Genomic DNA, 17,461 nt, shown 5'->3' with positions numbered 1-17,461 from the left:
CCGGCAATTCTGTCAGTAACCACCGGCGTACGTCATGACGGGCCGGCGGGTCGACTCGCCGCAGATCCCGCCGGGGCGGTGACCTCGCGTCGCGGCTCCGGCAGGCGGGCGGCGGAGACCGCGACCCGGGACACCCGACGCCCGTCGAGGGCGAGCACCCGCAACAGCCAACCGTCGGTCGACTCCGCCGTCGGCGGATCATCCGGCGGGACGACCGGGACCTCGTCCCCGGCCACCGGGAGCCGGCCGAGCGCCGCCATCACGTACCCACCGACCGTCTCGTACGGGCCGGCGGGCAGTGGCACCCCGGTCCGCTCGGCGAAGTCGGCCAGGTTGAGCCGACCGTCCACCACGGCCGGCAGGCCGGCGGACGCCGGTTCGGGTGGGCCGGCGTGCTCGTCGTGGATCTCCCCGACCAGTTCCTCGATCAGGTCCTCGCAGGTGACGATGCCGGCGGTGCCGCCGTACTCGTCGACCACCACGGCGAGGTGGTGGCCCTCCCGGCGCATCTCGGTCAGCGCGGCGAGCACCCGCTTGCTGCCGGGCACCCGCTTCACCTCCCGGCTCAACCGGCCCACCGGGGTCGCCGGGTCCAGGTCGGGGCGGAGCAGCACGTCCCGCAGGTGGACGAAGCCGACCACGTCGTCGTGGGTGCCGTCGACCACCGGGTAGCGGGTGTGCGGGTCGACCCGGACCAGCCGTTCGGCCTCGGCCAGGGTCAGGTCGGCGGCGAGGAAGACCACCTCGGTCCGGGGCATCATCACCTCGCGGACCAGACTGGCCCCGGCGACCAGCACCTCGTCGATGATCCGCCGTTCGTCGGGGTCGAGGACGGTGTTCGCGGCGACCAGGTCGCGCAGTTCGTGCTCGCTGATCCTTTCCCGACCGGCGGCGGGGCTGGCGCCGAGCAGGCCGGTGACGAGCCGGGTGGCGCCGTCGGCGGCCCGGACGACGAGCCGGGCGACGCTGCGGGCCATCGGTCCGGGTGCGCGTCGGGTCCGCCCCGGGGCGCGTCTCCGGGGCCCGGGACCGCCCGCTTCCCGCATGGAAGTGATGGTAGGGCCGCCAGCCACGGACGGTGGGCGATGTTCGGATCTGTTCAATCTTGGAGGTTCGTGATGGAATAGCGCCGACCCCGCGACGCACAGCGCGACGACAGCACCCGCCCGTAGGGTGATCACGAACGGCCGCAGCGGGCGCGGCCAGGCAGGAGGACCGACGTGAAACTGCTCGTCACCGGCGGCGCCGGGTTCATCGGCAGCGTGGTGACCCGGATGCTGCTCGACGCCGGCCACCGGGTGACCGTCCTGGACGACCTGCGCACCGGCCACCGGGCGGCGTTGGCCCCCGACGCCACCCACGTCGACCTGCCGGTGCACGAGGCCGCCCAGGTGCTCACCCCCGACGCCGGCTACGACGCGGTGCTGCACTTCGCCGCGCTGATCGCCGCCGGTGAGTCGATGGTCCACCCCGAGCGCTACTGGCACGCCAACACGGTCAGCTCCATCGCGCTGATCGACGCCGTCCGGGCCGCCCGGGTGCCACGCATGGTCTTCTCCTCCACCGCCGCCGTCTACGGCAACCCGGTCGAACTGCCCATCCCGGAGACCGCCGTCAAGGCCCCCACCAACACGTACGGGGCCACCAAGCTCGCCGTCGACCTGGTGCTCACCTCCGAGGCGACCGCGCACGACCTGGCCGCCGTCTCGCTGCGCTACTTCAACGTCGCCGGGGCGTACCTGCGCGACGGCCTCGCCATCGGCGAACGGCACGACCCGGAGACGCACCTCATCCCCATCGCCCTGGACGTCGCCGCCGGCCGGCGGGAGAAACTCCAACTCTTCGGCGACGACTACCCCACCGTCGACGGCACCTGCGTGCGCGACTACATCCACGTCGAGGACCTGGCCCGCGCCCACCTGCTGGCGCTCACCGCCGCCGTGCCCGGACGGCACCGCATCTACAACCTCGGCAACGGCAGCGGCTTCACCAACCGGCAGGTCGTCGACGTGGTCCGCGAGGTCACCGGTCACCCGCTGCCCGTCGAGATCGCGCCCCGCCGCGACGGCGACCCGGCCGAACTCGTCGCCTCCTCGGCGCTGGCCCGACAGGAACTGGGCTGGGTGCCCGAGAAGCCCACCCTGGCCGACATGGTGGGCGACGCCTGGGCCTTCTACCGCACGCACGTCCTGGGCCAGTCGTGACGCCGGGACGGCCCGCCGCCGCACCCGACGTCGCCGACCGCGCCACCGCCGGCTTCTCCCGGGGGTACGACGCGCAGCCGGCGGGCCGCTGGGCGGCACCCGGACGGGTCAACCTGATCGGCGAGCACACCGACTACAACGACGGCTTCGTGCTCCCCTTCGCCCTGCCGCTGCGTACCGTGGTCGCCGCCGGCCCGCAGCCCGGCGAACGCTGGACGGTCCGGTCGGAGATCGCCGACCGACCGGTCGACTTCGGTGCCGCCGAGGCCGACTCCCCCGGCCGGGTCACCGGCTGGGGTGGGTACGTCGCCGGCGTGGTGTGGGCCCTGCGTGAGGCCGGGTACGCCGTCCCCGGCGCCCGGCTGGCGATCGCCTCCGACGTGCCGCTCGGCTCCGGGCTCTCCTCCTCGGCGGCACTGGAGGCGGCGGTGCTCACCGCCCTGGCCGACCTGGGCGGGCTGGACCTGCCCGCCGCGCACCGCCCCCGGCTGGCCCAACGCGCCGAGAACGGCTACGTCGGCGCACCGACCGGCATCATGGACCAGTCCGCGGTGCTCCGCTGCCGCGCCGGCCACGCCCTCTTCCTCGACTGCCGTGACGAGTCCGTCGAACACATCCCGTTCGACCTGGACGCCGCCGGCCTGGCCATCCTGGTGATCGACAGCCGCGCCCCGCACCGGCACGCCGACGGCGAGTACGCCTCCCGTCGCGCCGCCTGCGAGCGGGCCGCCGACCTGCTCGGGGTGCCGGCCCTGCGGGACGTGCCGGTCGCCGACCTCGATGCCGCCCTGGACCGCCTACCCGACGACGAGACCCGACGACGGGTCCGACACGTGGTCACCGAGAACCAACGGGTGCGCGACACCGTCCAGTTGCTGCGCGCCGGCCGGGTGCCCGAGATCGGGCCGCTGCTGACCGCCTCGCACGCCTCGATGCGGGACGACTTCGAGATCACCGTCCCCGAGGTCGACACCGCTGTCGAGGCGGCGCTCGCGGCCGGCGCGCTCGGTGCCCGGATGACCGGCGGTGGCTTCGGCGGCTGCATCCTCGCCCTGGTCGGGGCGGCCCACTCGGACGCGGTGGCGACCGCCGTCCGGGCCGCCTACGCCGCGCGCGGCTTCACCGCCCCCACCACCCTCACCGCCCTCCCCGCCCCCGGCACCACCCGCCTCCCCTAACCCCCGCTCCCGCCCCGCAGCCCCCTCCCCTGCCCCGTCCCGCCCCACCGCTCTCTCCCCGTTGATCAAGAGCTTTACGTCATCCCCACGCCAGATCCCGACCCAACCCTCTTGATCACCGAGCCGCACAGCCGGGCTGGGCGGCTGGGCGCGGGGGTGCGGTGATCAAGAGGTTTGCGTCATTCCGTGGGTGGAAGTTGACGTAAAGCTCTTGATCAACGGGGAGAGAGCGGTGGGTGGGGGCCGCCGAGGGGGAGGGGGAGGGTGGGGGTTAGGCGGTGTCGACGATCATGCCGGCGGCTACGGTGCGGTTGGTGGCCTCGTCGATGATGATGAAGCCGCCGGTGGTGCGGTTGCGGCGGTACTCGTCGGCCAGCAGCGGGATGGTGGTGCGCAGCCGGACCCGGCCGATCTCGTTGAGGCGCAACTCGCTGGCGGTCTCGTCGCGGTGCAGCGTGTTGATGTCGAGGCGGTAGTACAGGCCACGCACGATCGTCCGCGCCGTCCGGGTGGTGTGCTTGATCGTGTACTTGCCGCCGACCTGGAGTGGGCGGGTCTCGTCCATCCAGCAGACCATCGCCTCGATGTCCTGGGAGACGGTGGGCGCGTTGTTCGGGCGGCAGATCATGTCGCCGCGCGAGATGTCGATCTCGTCGTCGAGACGGACGGTCACCGACATCGGCGGGAACGCCTCGTCCACCGGGCCGTCGGCGGTCTCGACCGAGGCGATCCGGCTGGTGAAGCCGGACGGGAGCACCATCACCTCGTCGCCGGGTTTGAGCACGCCGGAGGCGACCTGACCGGCGTAGCCCCGGTAGTCGGTGACGGTGGTCGACTGCGGGCGGATCACGTACTGCACCGGGAACCGCACGTCGACCAGGTTCCGGTCCGAGGCGATGTGCACGTGCTCCAGGTGGTGCAGCAGCGACGGGCCCTCGTACCACGGCATGTGCTCCGAGCGGGTGACGATGTTGTCCCCGCGCAGCGCCGAGATCGGCACCACCGTCAGGTCCGGCGCGTCGAGTTTCGCCGCGAAGGCGGTGAACTCGTCGGCGATCTGCTCGAAGACCTCCTGGGAGTAGTCGACGAGGTCCATCTTGTTGACGCACAACACCAGGTGCGGCACCCGCAGCAGCGAGCACAGGAACGCGTGCCGCCGCGACTGCTCCACCAGCCCCTTTCGCGCATCCACCAGGATCAGCGCCAGGTCGGCGGTGGACGCGCCGGTGACCATGTTGCGGGTGTACTGGGTGTGCCCCGGGGTGTCGGCGATGATGAACTTCCGCCTCGGGGTGGCGAAGTAGCGGTACGCCACGTCGATGGTGATGCCCTGCTCCCGCTCGGCCCGCAGACCGTCGGTGAGCAACGCCAGGTTGGTGTACTCGTCACCCCGGGCCGCGCTGACCGCCTCCACCGCCGCCAACTGGTCGGTGAACAACGACTTCGTGTCATAGAGCAGCCGACCGATCAGGGTCGACTTGCCGTCGTCCACGCTCCCGGCGGTCGCGAACCGCAACAGGTCCATCGGCCGGGCCTCGATCTCGGGCGACACTGTCTCGGTGCTCATCAGAAGTAGCCCTCCCGCTTACGGTCCTCCATGGCGGCCTCGCTGACCCGGTCGTCGCCCCGGGTCGCGCCCCGCTCGGTGATCCGCGTCGCGGCCACCTCGTCGATCACCCGGTCCACGGTGTCCGCGTCCGAGCGCACCGCCGCCGTGCAGGAGGCGTCGCCGACCGTGCGGTATCGCACCCGGGCCTTGACCGGCTGCTCACCCGCCCGGGGGTGGAAGAACTCGTTCACGGCGTAGAACATGCCGTCGCGTTCGACCACCTCACGGTCGTGGGCGAAGTAGATCGACGGCAGCGGGATCGCCTCCCGGGCGATGTAGTGCCACACGTCCAGCTCGGTCCAGTTGGACAGCGGGAACACCCGGATCGACTCGCCCGCATGATGCCGGCCGTTGTACAACGACCACAGCTCCGGCCGCTGGTTCTTCGGATCCCACTGCCCGAACTCGTCCCGGAACGAGAACACCCGCTCCTTGGCCCGCGCCTTCTCCTCGTCCCGCCGCGCCCCACCGAACAACGCGTCGAACCGGTGCTTCTCCACCGCGTCCAACAACACCGGCGTCTGGATCCGGTTACGCATCCCGTCGCCGGACTCCCGCACCGTCCCGGCGGCCAGGGCGTCGGGCACGCTCGCCACGATCAGGTGCAGACCCAGCTCGGCGACCCGCTGGTCGCGGTAGTCGAGCACCTCGGGGAAGTTGTGCCCGGTGTCGACGTGCATCACCGGGAACGGGATGTTGGCCGGGGCGAACGCCTTCTGCGCCAACCGGAGCATCACGATGGAGTCCTTGCCACCGGAGAAGAGCAGCACCGGCCGCTCCATCTCGGCAACCACCTCACGCATCACGAAGATGCTCTCCGCCTCGAGCGCGTCGAGCTGGGAGACCTGGTAGAAGCGGCCGGGGGCGGTCATGCCACAGGCTCGATCGGCGCGGATCCGTTCATGGATTCCAGACCTTTCCGGTCGGACAAGTCAAAAACAGCGCTCAGGCTACCCGGAATGCCTCTGCAACGCTGCAAGCAACCGGCTGGCGAGATCCTTGCGGCAGACCAGCAGGTCCGGCAGGCGCGGATCCGCCTCGTTGTATCTCAGCGCAGAACCGTCGATTCGGGAAGCGTGCAGCCCGGTGGCCGTCGCCACAGCGATCGGGGCCGCCGAGTCCCACTCGTACTGGCCGCCCGCGTGGATGTAGGCGTCCACGTCACCGGTCACCACCGCCGCGATCTTCGCCCCCGCCGAACCCATCGGCACCAGTTGGGCGCCCACGTCCCCGGCCAGGTCGGTGAGGAAGGCCGGCGGCCGGCTCCGGCTCGCCGCCAACCGCAGCGTACGGTCGCCCGAGGTCGCCGCCTCCACCGTCATCGGCGGGTACGCCGGCGGATAGTCCGTGCCCAGCACCCGGTGCTGCGCCGGCAGACCCACCGCGCCCGCCACCAACCCGTGCGGCGACGGCGCGTTACGCGTCCAGAGCGCCACGTGCACCGCCCAGTCGGCGCGCCCCTCCTCGGAGAACTCCCGGGTGCCGTCCAGCGGATCGATGATCCACACCCGGTCGGCGGTCAGCCGGGAGACGCCGTCCGTGGAGTCCACCAGCCGGGACCCCTCGTCCTCCTCGGAGAGGACGGCGTCACCGGGCCGCCACTTCGCCAGCTCGCTGCGGATCAGATCGTGCGAGACCTTGTCCCCGGCCGCCTTCAACGCCGCCGCGTCCGCGAACCCCATCTCGGCGCGCAACTCCAGCAGGGCCTGCCCGGCCCGGTCCGCCAGCCAGCGGGCGAACGCGCCGTCGATCATCGGAGGACTGCCCACGAACTCGCTCCCGTCGCCAACCGCGGCCCGCGCGGGGCGTGCCACGTCAGAACGCGCAGACTACCGCCATCCCCGCCGCGCCACGAGAACGCCCCCCGCGACTTCAGGCCCCGTGGTAGGCGTTCTGGGTCGGCTCCACACCCTTGGTGACCACCGACTCCACCATGTCAGCAGCCCGGTCCACCAGGAACTCCAACTCCTTGCGCTCCGCCGTGCCGAAGTCCGACAGCACGTAGTCCGCCGGGTCCTGCCGCCCCGGCGGCCGGCCGATGCCGAACCGCACCCGGACGTACTCCTTCGTCCCCAACGACTTCGACATCGAACGCAGACCGTTGTGCCCGCCCTCGCCGCCGCCCAGCTTCACCCGCAGCTGCCCGTACGGGAGGTCCAGCTCGTCGTGTACGGCGATCACCCGATCGGCCGGGATCTTGTGGAACTGCGCCAGCGCGGCCACCGGCCCACCCGACAGGTTCATGTACGTCTGCGGCTTGAGCAGCACCAGCTTCGGCCCGCCGAAACCGATCCGCCCCTCGGCGACATCCGCCACCACCCGCTTGTACCGCCCGAACCGCCCACCCAGCCGTACGGCGAGCAACTCGGCGACCATGAAGCCGACGTTGTGCCGGTTCCCGGCGTACTCCCGACCCGGGTTGCCCAGGCCGGCCACCAGCCACGGCCCCGTCTCGTCCGTCACGTCCCGTACCTCCCGCTCGCCGTCTGCCCGCCGCCGGTGCCCCGATACGCCGGCAGGCGCCCCCGCGACGGGAGCGCCTGCCGTGAACGATGCGACCGGTCAGGCCTCGGTCTTCGCCTCGGTGCTCTCCGCGCCCTCGGCGGCGGGAGTCTCGCCGGCCTCGGCGGTCTCCGCACCCTCGGCGGCCTCGTCGGCTTCCGTCGTCGGGGTCTCGATCTCGGGCAGGGTCGCCTCGAGCTGCTCGGCGGTCGGCGCGGCGGTCACCGAGGCGACCGTCTGGTCCGCGTCGGCGGCCAGCTCGACACCCGAGGGCAGCTCGACGTCGGCGGCGGTGACCTGGCTGCCGGCCTCCAGGCCCTCGATCGAGGCCTCCAGGTGATCCGGCACCTTGGTGGCGTCGGCGGTCACCGAGAGGGTGTCGTGGTCGTGCACGATCAGGGTGTCCCGCGCGGCCTCACCGGTCAGCTGGACCGGGACCTCGACGGTGACCTTCTCGCCCCGGCGGACCAGCAGCAGGTCCACGTGCTCGAAGCTGTCCCGGATCGGGTCACGCTGGATCGCCTTCGGCAGGGCCAGCACCTGGGTGCCGTCGCTGACCTCGATCGCGAAGAGCTGGTTGGCACCGCCCTTACGGATCGCGGCGGCGAACTCCCGCGCCGGAAGCGCGATGTGCTTGGGCTTCTCGCCGTGGCCGTACAGCACGGCGGGCACCTTGCCGGCTCGGCGGGTACGACGGGCACCACCCTTGCCGAACTCCGTACGGGGCTCGGCGCTGATCTTTACCTCGGACACGGGAAAACTCCTGATGCTAACGCTACGGCGGCTTGTCGTCTGGCGGTGCTGGGCGAGGGGCTCGCTTGGGGCTCATGCGTCATGAACGACTGCCCGGAGCACCGCGTCGATGACGGTGCCTCCGTGCGGCGCTCGATCAGCGACCCGCCGGGCACCCTCGCCGTGGCAACCGGACCAGTCTACCCGAGGTCTTTCCGTGCTCTCCGGCAGTCCCCATCTCCCGGCGCGGCCCCACCCCGACACCACTTCCACGTCCCCGGCGCGGCCACGTTCCGGCACCACTTCCACGTCCCCGGCGCGGCCACGTTCCGGCACCACCGGCCCCGCCCCGATCCGCCCCGCCCGGCCGCGACGCGGGCACGCACCGCCCCGGCCGGGCGGCCGGGGCGGTGCGACCGTCAGCTCAGGCCACCGAAGAGGGTGGTCACCGACCCGTCGTCGAAGACCTCCCGGATCGCCCGCGCCAGCAGCGGTGCGATCGACAGCACGGTGAGCTTGTCCAGCTGTTTGTCCGAGGGCAGCGGCAGCGTGTTGGTCACCACCACCTCGGTGATCGGGCTGTTCTTCAACCGCTCGGTCGCCGGGTCGGACAGCAGGGCGTGGGTGGAGGCCACCACGATCTCCGCCGCACCGGACTCCTTGAGGATCTCCGCCGCCTTGGTGATCGTCCCCCCGGTGTCGATCATGTCGTCGACGATCAGGCAGACCCGGCCCTCCACCTCGCCGACCACCCGGTTCGCCACCACCTGGTTGGGCTTCAAGGGGTCCCGGGTCTTGTGGATGAACGCCAGCGGGCAGCCGCCGAGCCGGTCCGTCCACCGCTCCGCCACCCGTACCCGGCCCGAGTCCGGGGCGACCACGGTCATCGGCCGGCCGGCGAACTTGTGCTCCACGTACTCGGCGAGGATGTCCATCGCGAAGAGGTGGTCCACCGGGCCGTCGAAGAAGCCCTGGATCTGGGCGGTGTGCAGGTCGACGGTGAGGATCCGGTTCGCCCCGGCCGTCTTGAGCAGGTCGGCCACCAGCCGGGCCGAGATCGGCTCCCGGCCCCGGTGCTTCTTGTCCTGCCGGGAGTACGGGTAGAACGGCAGGACCACGGTGATCCGCTTCGCCGACCCCCGCTTCAGCGCGTCCACCATGATCAGGGTCTCCATGACCCAGGTGTTGACCCCATGCGTGACGGACTGCACCACGAAGGCGTCCGAACCACGCACCGAGTCCCGGAACCGTACGAAAATCTCACCGTTAGCGAACTCGTACGCGTCGGAAGGGGTCGGCGCCACGCCGAGCACCTCACCGATCTCCTTGGCCAACTCCGGAAAGCCACGTCCGGAAAAGAGCATCAGGCTCTTGCGGTTTTCGGCGACGATGCTGCCCATGGGCCCGTCTGCTCCCGTTGGTCGGTGGTGCCCGGCGGTGGTGGGCCGGGGTATTCGGTTGCAGTATGCCCCGGCCCCGCCGACCCTCACACCGTCTCGGCACCCCCGTGGATTGCCTCACCTTCACTTGCCGCCCTCGACCCGCCCGACGCATCCTCGGCGACCCGGCGGGCCTGCTCCGCGGCGCGCGCGGAGACCGTGCCCGGCCGGTTGCGCAGCACCCAGCCCTCGATGTTGCGCTGCGGCGCCCGGGTCACCCCCAACGCCCCCGGCGGCACGTCCTGACTGAGCGCGCTGCCCGCCGCCACATACGCCCCCGCGCCCACCTCGACCGGCGCGATCAGGTTGGTGTCGCAGCCGACGAACGCGCCGTCACCGACCACCGTGCGGTGCTTGTTCACCCCGTCGTAGTTCACGAAGATCGTCGCCGCGCCGATGTTCGCCTTCGCCCCGATCGTCGCGTCCCCCACGTACGACAGGTGCGGCACCTTCGCGCCCGGCCCGACGTCGGAGTTCTTCACCTCGACGAAGGTGCCCACCTTCGCCCGCTCGGCCAGCCGCGCCGCCGGCCGCAGGTACGCGTACGGGCCGACGCTCGCCCCCGCGCCCACCTCCGCGCCCGTCGCGTGGCTGCGCAGCACGGTCGCCGCCGGGCCCACCACCGTGTCGATCAGCGTCACGTCCGGCCCGACCACCGCCTCCGCGCCCACCGTCGTGGCCCCCCGCAGCTGGGTGTTCTGGTCGAGCACCGCGTCCCGCCCGACGGTGACGGTCACGTCGATCCAGGTGGTCGCCGGGTCCAGGATCGTCACCCCGGTCCGCATCCACGCCTCGTTCACCCGGTCGCGCAGCAGCCGGCGCAGCCCGGCCAGCTCCACCCGGTCGTTGCAGCCCAACGTCTCGACGTGGTCGGCGGCCACGTGCACGCCGACCGGCTCACCGGCCGAGAAGAGCAGCCCGAAGACGTCGGTGAGGTACTCCTCGCCCTGGTCGTTGTCGGTGGAGAGCTTGCCCAGCGCGGCCCGCAGCCGGGCCAGGTCGAAGGCGTAGATGCCGGCATTGATCTCCCGCAGCGCCCGCTGGGCCGGGGTCGCGTCGCGCTCCTCGACGATCTGCTCCAGCCGGCCGGCGGCGTCCCGGACGATCCGCCCCAGGCCGGTCGGGTCGGGCACCTCGGCGGCCAGGACGGTGGCCGCCGCCCCCTCGCCCTCGTGCGCCGTGACCAGCGCCTCCACCGTCTCGGTACGCAGCAGCGGCACGTCTCCGTTGATCACCACGACGGTGCCGGTGGACTCCGGCACCGCGTCCAGCGCGATCCGCACGGCGTGCCCGGTGCCCAACTGCTCGGCCTGCAGGACTCCGGTGGCGTCCGGGGCGACCTCGGCCAGGTGGGCGCGCACCTGCTCGGCGCCGTGCCCGACCACCACCACGGTGCGGTCCGCGCGCAGCGGACCGGCGGCGGCCAGCACGTGGCCGAGCAGCGTCCGGCCGAGCAGTGGATGCAACACCTTGGGCAGCGCCGACTTCATCCGCTTGCCCTCCCCGGCGGCGAGCACGACGACGGTACGGCGGTGGGGCTGGGACACGGGTGGGCTCCCGTCGGGGAAGGCGACAGTCTCGCCGCCATGCTAACCAGACGACGGGGACACTTCGCCCCTTACCCCGATCGGGGAGGAAGTGACGGACGGCTCGGCCGCCAGGGTTCGAACCTGAAACACGGGTACCAAAGACCCGGGTGTTGCCAATTACACCACGGCCGAATGTGACGCAAGACAGCTTAGCGCCTCCGCCGGGCGGCCCCCACCCCTACGTGATCTCCTCGGTGAGCCCCGCCATGACGCCCTCGGCCGAGACGATTGGCGGCGGAGCCGGCGCGGAAGCCGGCCGGGCGCCGAACCCGGCGGTGCCGAGGTGGATCACCTGGCAGGATGGCCGGGTGACCGAGACAGACGGGCACGACCGGAGCATTCCACGACAGGGCGTCACCGCGCGCCGACGAGGTGACGAGATGGCGCAGGCCCCGGGCGGGGAGAACACCGGTGCCCGACGGGCGGGGCCGGCGGCGGACGCGAAACCGACGTCCCGGGTACGGATGTCGGCGGCCCAGCGGCGCGAACAGCTGATCGCGATCGGTCGGCAGGTCTTCGCCGAGAAGGGCTTCGACGCGACCTCGATCGAGGAGGTGGCGGCGCGGGCGCGGGTCTCCAAACCGATGATCTACGAGCACTTCGGCGGCAAGGAGGGCCTGTACGCGGTCGTCGTCGACCGTGAGGTGCGGGCGCTGCTGGACCGGCTCAGCACGGCGTTGACCGCCGGTCATCCCCGGGAGTTGCTGGAGCAGGCGGCGCTGGCGCTGCTGGGCTACATCGAGGAGGAGACCAGCGGGTTCCGGGTGCTGGTGCGGGAGTCGCCGCTGATGTCGGCGACCGGCAACTTCAGCAGTGTGATGAACGATGTGGGACACCAGGTGGAGCACATCCTGGCTGCCGAGTTCTCCGGCCGGGGCTACGACCCGAAGCTGGCCGAACTGTACTCGCAGGCGCTGGTGGGGATGGTGGCGTTGACCGGCCGTTGGTGGTTGGAGGTCCGCAGGCCGCGCAAGGAGACGGTGGCGGCGCACCTGGTGAACCTGGCCTGGAACGGGCTGTCCCATCTGGAGGCCGGGCCGGGCCTGATCACCGTCCGCAAGCCCGGCTGAGCGACGGGTCAGCGGGCGGGGTGGAGCCGGTCGGCCCGCTCCTGTTCGGCGTGCTCGTCGGTGCCGACCTTGTCGTACAGGCCGGTGGCGAGGAGCAGCAGGCCGAACAGCAGCGAGACGATCACCGTCGACATGGAGAAGTTGAGGACGTTGGCGCGGGTCTGGAGCACGCTCATCATCGCGATGCCGGTGACCATGAAGACCACCCCGGCGGTGAGGTTCATGACGTGCCCGAGATTGCCGCGCCGGGACGCCCCGATGATCAGGACCAGCCCGAAGAGCACCGAGACCAGCGAGAACGCCAGGTTGGTACGCAGGCCCAACGCCCAGTGGCTGCCCCGGGAGAAGAGCGGTTCACCCCAGGTCTGCACGACGCCGAACACGCCGAAGACCAGGATGTAGACGCCGACGAGCCCGGCGAAGACCCGGTACAGCGGGCGGGCCGGGTGGTTGACCGGAAAGTGCGCCATGGCCCCTCCTGCACGGACGACGTGTCGGGACGATTGTCTCCCGTCCCGCCGTCCGGCGTGGGCGAAATGCCAGGCAACCCGGCCCACCCCGCAGGTCCGGGTCAGAGCACCAGGCGTGCCTTCTGCCAGGCTTCCTTCTCGTCGTCGGTGCCGACCTTGCCGTACATGCCGACCATCAGCAGGACGAGGCTGAGCGTCATCAGCACGATCACCGTGACGATGCTGAAGTTGACCACGTTGGCGTCGGTCTGCAGGAAGGCCAGGCCGGCCAGGCTGATCACCATCAGGGTGTAGGACAGCCACTGGTTGATCGCCACGTCGAGGTTGCGGCCGATCACCGTGCCGACCAGGATGACCACCCCGAGCAGCACGGACAGCAGCGAGAACCCGAGGTTCGTGCCCTGGCCGAGGACCTTGGTGTCGTCCTGGGCGAAGAGGTCGTTGCCGGCGCTGGCGATGACGCCGAGCGCGCCGAAGACCACCAGGTAGAGACCGATGAGCCCGCCGATCGCCCGGTAGACCGGCCGCGCGGGATGGTTGACGGGGGTGTGGGCCATGACTGTGTCTCCAACGCCGTTCGGGTGAGGGTCGCCGACGATTGTCCCGCACGCCGGGGTGTGACGCCGCACACGGGGGCGTGCCGGCGTCAGAGCGGCGGGATCTCGTCGGCCAGGGTCAGCCAGGTCTCCTCGGTCCGCTCCCGTTCGGCGCGTACCTCCTTGAGCTGCGCGTCGAGTTCGGCGACCCGGGCGTAGTCGGTGGCGTGCGTGGCGAACTGGTCGAGGAGGGTGGCCTCCTTCTGGTCGAGCTTGCCGATCTGCCGTTCCAGCCGGGTCAGCTCCTTGCGGGCCTGCCGGGCGTCGGCGGCGGACATCCCGCCCCCGGCCGGGGCGTCGGGGGTGGCGGCGGGACCGGCCGTCGTCCGGGCCGGGCCGGGTCCGGCGGCACGGGCCAGGTACTCGTCGACGCCGCCGGGCAGGTGCACCAACCGCCCGTCGCCGAACATCCCGTACGCGGTGTCGGTGACCCGTTCGATCAGGTACCGGTCGTGGCTGGCCACGATGATCGTGCCGGGCCAGGAGTCGAGCAGGTCCTCCAGCGCGGCGAGGGTGTCGGTGTCCAGGTCGTTGGTGGGCTCGTCGAACAGAAGCACGTTGGGTTCCCCGGCGAGCAGCCGGAGCATCTGGAGGCGGCGGCGCTCCCCACCGGAGAGGTCACCGACCGGGGTCCAGAGCCGCCGGTCGTCGAAGCCGAACACCTCGGCGAGCTGGGCGGCGGAGATCTCCCGGTCGCCGAGCTGCACCCGGCGGGCGACCTCCTCGACGGCTTCGAGGACGCGCAGGTGGCCGGGGAGTTCGGCGAGTTCCTGGGAGAGGAACGCCGGCTTGACGGTGGAGCCGGTGTGGAACCGGCCGCCGTCGGCGCGGGTGATGCCGGCCAGCAGCCGCAGCAGGGTGGTCTTGCCGGCGCCGTTACGCCCGAGGATGGCGATCCGGTCACCGGGGCCGACCTGCCAGGTGGTGTCGTGCAGGATCTCCTTCGGCCCGGCGTGCAGTCGGACGTGCTCCAGGTCGTACACCTGCTTGCCGAGCCGGGCGGTCGCCATCCGCTGCAACGACATGGTGTCGCGCGGCGGCGGCACGTCGTCGATGAGCGCGTTGGCCGCGTCGATGCGGAACTTCGGCTTGGAGGTGCGGGCGGGCGGGCCGCGTCGCAGCCAGGCGATCTCCTTGCGGAGCAGGTTCTGCCGGCGGGCCTCGGTGGCGGCGGCGACCCGTTCCCGCTCGACCCGGGCCAGGGTCCAGGCGGCGAAGCCGCCCTCGTAGGCCCGGACGGTCTGGTCGGCGACCTCCCAGGTGGTGGTGCAGACCGCGTCGAGGAACCACCGGTCGTGGGTGACCACGACGAGCGCGCCCCGGCGGCCGACCAGGTGCCTCGCCAGCCAGTCGACACCGCCGACGTCGAGATGGTTGGTGGGCTCGTCGAGGATGAGCAGGTCGGATTCGCGGACCAGCAGCGCGGCCAGCGCCACCCGACGGCGCTCGCCACCGGACATCGGGCCGACCGGCTGGTCGAGGCCGAGGTGGGGCATGCCGAGGCCGTCGAGGATGGCCCGGACCCCGGCGTCGCCGGCCCACTCGTGTTCGGCACCCATGCCCTCGGCGAGCCAGGCGGTGCCGAGCACCACGTCCCGCACGGTGGCCTCGGGGGTGAGGGTGAGGGCCTGCGGCAGCCAGAGCACCCGCAGGTCGCGGCGGTGGGTGACCCGGCCGTCGTCGGGGTCCTCCTGCTTGGTGAGCATCCGCAGCAGGGTGGACTTGCCGGCGCCGTTGAGGCCGACCGCACCGATCCGGTCGGCGTCGTCGAGGCCGAGTGAGACGTCGGTGAGCAGCGGCCCGGCGGCGCCGTACCCCTTGGACACCCGGTCCAGGTTGACGATGTTGGCCACGACCTCACCTCCCATGATCAAGGCGTCCCGGTGCCGGCGGGCACCTCGGGACGCCTGGGGCAAGGGTACGCGGACGCCCGTGCCGGCCCGCACCGTCCCGCCCACCCGCGGTGATACCGGGGCCGGGCCGCCCCCGAGACGCGTTGATCAACTCATCGGAGCCGACGTTGCGGTTTCCCGGTCGCGGGAGATCGCAACATCGGCCCACCGGCGTTGATCTCCACCCGGGGCGCGGGGTCAGCCGATGCGGGCGCCGACCACCGGGCCGTGGGCCACCCGGGCCTCCCGGCACACCCCGGCGGACTCCACCTCCGCAGCGATCCGCTGCGCGTCGGTGGCGTCCCGGGCCAGGAAGACGCAGGTCGGGCCGGAGCCGGAGACGATGCCGGCGAGCGCCCCGGCGGCCTCCCCCGCCTTCAGCGTGTCGGCCAGGGCCGGGCGCATCGACAGCGCGGCGTCCTGGAGGTCGTTGCCGAGCCAGCCGGCCAGCACCCGGGGGTCCCGTTGGCGCAGCGCGCCGAGCAGGCCGTCGGTGCTGCCCAGCGGCGCACCGCCGGTCCAGCTCCCGGTAGGCGGCGGGGGTGGACAGGCCGCCGTCGGCGACGGCCACCACCCAGTGCCAGGAGGTGGGGCGGGCCAGCACCGGGCTGACCGCCTCGCCCCGGCCGGTGCCCAGCGCGGTGCCGCCGTGGATCAGGAACGGCACGTCGGAGCCGAGGTCGGCGGCGATCCCGGCCAGCTCGTCGCGGGACAGCCCGGTGCCCCACAGGGCGTCGCAGGCGACCAGCGCGGCGGCGGCGTCGGCGCTGCCACCGGCCAGCCCACCGGCGAGCGGGATCTGCTTGCGCAGGTGCAGCCGGGCGTGCGGCAGCACCCCGGCGTAGCCGGCGAGGGCGTGGGCGGCGCGGATGGCCAGGTTGGAGTCGTCCAGGGCCAGCTCGCCGGTGCCCTCACCCTCCATGGTCAGGGTGAGCGTGTCGCCGCGGCGGGCGGTCAGCTCGTCGTAGATCGAGATTGCGTGGTAGACGGTGTTCAACTCGTGGTAGCCGTCCCGGCGCAGCGCGCCCACCCCGAGGTGCAGGTTGACCTTCGCGGGCACCCGGACCCGGACCGGTCCGCTGCTGCCGCGCCGATGGTGGTCGTCGTCGTCCGGTCGCCAGGCCTCGGTCACCGGGTGACGTCCCGCCGGCACAGGCGGATGTCGAACGGCATCTCCACGATCAGCTCCTCGGCGGAGTCGGCGGCCGGCGGCGAACCGGCCGGCAACCAGGTCGTACGCGCAGGTGCGGCGTGTCCCTCGGCGGGCACGGCGTCAGCCTACTGTGCGACCGGCGCGGCGGTCGGAGCCGACGCGGCGATCGCCGCGAACTGCTCCACGGTGAGTGACTCCCCGCGTGCGCCGGGGTCCACCCCGGCGGCGGTGAGCGCCGCGGCGGCCCGGTCCGGGCCCCCCGCCCAGCCCGCCAGCGCGGCCCGCAACGTCTTCCTCCGCTGGGCGAACGCGGCGTCGACCACGGCGAAGACGGCCTTGCGGGGCACGTCGTCGCGGGGCGGCTCGCGGCGGGTGAAGGCGACCAGGCCGGAGTCGACGTTCGGCACCGGCCAGAACACGTTCGGTGGCACCCGGCCAGCGGCCCGGGACCGGGCGTACCAGGCGAGCTTGACCGACGGGATGCCGTACACCTTGGAGCCGGGGCCGGCGACCAGCCGGTCGGCGACCTCCTTCTGCACCATCACCAGACCGTGCCGCAGGGTGGGCAGCCCGGCGAGCAGGTGCAGCACCACCGGCACGGCGACGTTGTAGGGCAGGTTCGCCACCAGCGCGGTGGGCGGCGGGTCGGCCAGCTCGGCGGCGGTGATCCGCAGCGCGTCGGCCCGGTGCACGGTGAGCCGGGCGGCGGCCGGGCCGGCGTGCCCGGCGGCGGTCTGCGGCAGTGCCCCGGCCAGCACCGGGTCGATCTCCACCGCGTGCACGTGGGCGGCGACCGGCAACAGGGCCAGGGTGAGCGAGCCGAGGCCGGGGCCGACCTCCAGCACCACGTCGTCGGGGGTGAGACCGGCGGTGGTGACGATCCGGCGGACGGTGTTCGGGTCGTGCACGAAGTTCTGGCCGAGCTTCTTGGTGGGGTTGACGCCGAGTCGCGCGGCGAGTTCCCGGATCTCCGCCGGGCCGAGCAGGCCGGTCACGCCCCGAAGCGTAGTCGTGGGTTCCGGGGCGT

At 72.4% G+C, this 17,461-nt stretch carries 16 protein-coding genes, 1 tRNA gene and 1 pseudogene; 3 read left to right on the top strand and 15 right to left on the bottom strand.

What is annotated here, in order from left to right:
- Positions 1-32: 32 nt before the first annotated feature.
- Positions 33-1,046, bottom strand: a complete 1,014-nt coding sequence (locus ACQP1S_RS04020; protein WP_432903110.1) for a hemolysin family protein — start codon at positions 1,044-1,046, stop codon at positions 33-35.
- Between the two features lie 228 nt (positions 1,047-1,274).
- On the opposite strand from ACQP1S_RS04020, the gene galE reads away from it, so the two are divergent.
- Entirely contained in the window at positions 1,275-2,204 is a 930-nt protein-coding gene (gene galE, locus ACQP1S_RS04015) for a UDP-glucose 4-epimerase GalE (protein WP_432907767.1), read from the top strand.
- Positions 2,201-3,382 (top strand): galactokinase, encoded by a 1,182-nt coding sequence (gene galK, locus ACQP1S_RS04010; protein WP_432903108.1) that lies wholly within the window; start codon positions 2,201-2,203, stop codon positions 3,380-3,382. The genes galE and galK overlap by 4 nt, the downstream gene beginning before the upstream one ends.
- Before the next feature lie 271 nt (positions 3,383-3,653).
- Here galK and cysN read toward each other — a convergent pair whose 3' ends face one another.
- The 8 genes from cysN to ACQP1S_RS03970 all read right to left on the bottom strand — a co-directional run bounded on the left by cysN (position 3,654) and on the right by ACQP1S_RS03970 (position 11,385).
- Positions 3,654-4,949 (bottom strand): sulfate adenylyltransferase subunit CysN, encoded by a 1,296-nt coding sequence (cysN, locus tag ACQP1S_RS04005; RefSeq protein WP_432903106.1) that lies wholly within the window; start codon positions 4,947-4,949, stop codon positions 3,654-3,656.
- The gene (gene cysD / locus ACQP1S_RS04000; RefSeq protein WP_432903103.1) at positions 4,949-5,863 is read right to left on the bottom strand and encodes a sulfate adenylyltransferase subunit CysD; all 915 of its coding nucleotides are present in this window, start codon (positions 5,861-5,863) and stop codon (positions 4,949-4,951) included. The genes cysN and cysD overlap by 1 nt, the downstream gene beginning before the upstream one ends.
- Positions 5,864-5,941: 78 nt before the next feature.
- Entirely contained in the window at positions 5,942-6,745 is an 804-nt protein-coding gene (locus ACQP1S_RS03995; protein ID WP_432907764.1) for a 3'(2'),5'-bisphosphate nucleotidase CysQ, read from the bottom strand.
- A 118-nt stretch (positions 6,746-6,863) separates the two neighbouring features.
- Complete coding sequence (gene pth / locus ACQP1S_RS03990; RefSeq protein ID WP_357900818.1) at positions 6,864-7,454, bottom strand: aminoacyl-tRNA hydrolase; 591 nt, start codon at positions 7,452-7,454, stop codon at positions 6,864-6,866.
- Positions 7,455-7,553: 99 nt separating this feature from the next.
- Entirely contained in the window at positions 7,554-8,246 is a 693-nt protein-coding gene (locus ACQP1S_RS03985; RefSeq protein ID WP_432903099.1) for a 50S ribosomal protein L25/general stress protein Ctc, read from the bottom strand.
- 398 nt (positions 8,247-8,644) lie between these two features.
- Positions 8,645-9,625, bottom strand: a complete 981-nt coding sequence (locus ACQP1S_RS03980) for a ribose-phosphate diphosphokinase (protein ID WP_091252833.1) — start codon at positions 9,623-9,625, stop codon at positions 8,645-8,647.
- An 86-nt stretch (positions 9,626-9,711) separates the two neighbouring features.
- Positions 9,712-11,154 carry a bifunctional UDP-N-acetylglucosamine diphosphorylase/glucosamine-1-phosphate N-acetyltransferase GlmU gene (gene glmU / locus ACQP1S_RS03975; RefSeq protein ID WP_432907761.1) on the bottom strand — a complete coding sequence of 481 codons (1,443 nt, stop codon included), beginning with the start codon at positions 11,152-11,154 and terminating at the stop codon, positions 9,712-9,714.
- Between the two features lie 159 nt (positions 11,155-11,313).
- Positions 11,314-11,385, bottom strand: a tRNA-Gln gene (locus ACQP1S_RS03970).
- Positions 11,386-11,633: 248 nt separating this feature from the next.
- On the opposite strand from ACQP1S_RS03970, the gene ACQP1S_RS03965 reads away from it, so the two are divergent.
- Entirely contained in the window at positions 11,634-12,323 is a 690-nt protein-coding gene (locus tag ACQP1S_RS03965; RefSeq protein ID WP_091252837.1) for a TetR/AcrR family transcriptional regulator, read from the top strand.
- An 8-nt stretch (positions 12,324-12,331) separates the two neighbouring features.
- On the opposite strand, the gene ACQP1S_RS03960 is transcribed toward ACQP1S_RS03965, so the two are convergent.
- The 6 genes and pseudogenes from ACQP1S_RS03960 to rsmA form a co-directional block, all read right to left on the bottom strand.
- On the bottom strand, positions 12,332-12,793 hold the full coding sequence (locus tag ACQP1S_RS03960) for a DUF4383 domain-containing protein (RefSeq protein ID WP_432903095.1): 462 nt from the start codon (positions 12,791-12,793) through the stop codon (positions 12,332-12,334).
- A 101-nt stretch (positions 12,794-12,894) separates the two neighbouring features.
- Positions 12,895-13,350, bottom strand: coding sequence for a DUF4383 domain-containing protein (locus tag ACQP1S_RS03955; protein ID WP_091252842.1), 456 nt, complete (start codon positions 13,348-13,350; stop codon positions 12,895-12,897).
- An 89-nt stretch (positions 13,351-13,439) separates the two neighbouring features.
- Positions 13,440-15,242, bottom strand: a complete 1,803-nt coding sequence (locus ACQP1S_RS03950; protein WP_432903092.1) for an ABC-F family ATP-binding cassette domain-containing protein — start codon at positions 15,240-15,242, stop codon at positions 13,440-13,442.
- 237 nt (positions 15,243-15,479) lie between these two features.
- Positions 15,480-16,413: pseudogene (locus tag ACQP1S_RS03945) on the bottom strand (4-(cytidine 5'-diphospho)-2-C-methyl-D-erythritol kinase).
- Positions 16,410-16,550 carry a hypothetical protein gene (locus ACQP1S_RS03940; protein ID WP_176739191.1) on the bottom strand — a complete coding sequence of 47 codons (141 nt, stop codon included), beginning with the start codon at positions 16,548-16,550 and terminating at the stop codon, positions 16,410-16,412. Before ACQP1S_RS03940 ends, ACQP1S_RS03945 begins: the two are co-directional and overlap by 4 nt.
- Before the next feature lie 9 nt (positions 16,551-16,559).
- Positions 16,560-17,429, bottom strand: a complete 870-nt coding sequence (rsmA, locus tag ACQP1S_RS03935) for a 16S rRNA (adenine(1518)-N(6)/adenine(1519)-N(6))-dimethyltransferase RsmA (RefSeq protein WP_432903089.1) — start codon at positions 17,427-17,429, stop codon at positions 16,560-16,562.
- Positions 17,430-17,461 lie beyond the last annotated feature (32 nt).

Source organism: Micromonospora matsumotoense (assembly GCF_050951065.1).
Classification (GTDB): Bacteria; Actinomycetota; Actinomycetes; order Mycobacteriales; family Micromonosporaceae; genus Micromonospora; species Micromonospora matsumotoensis.
This window is presented reverse-complemented; position numbering and strand designations above follow the sequence as displayed.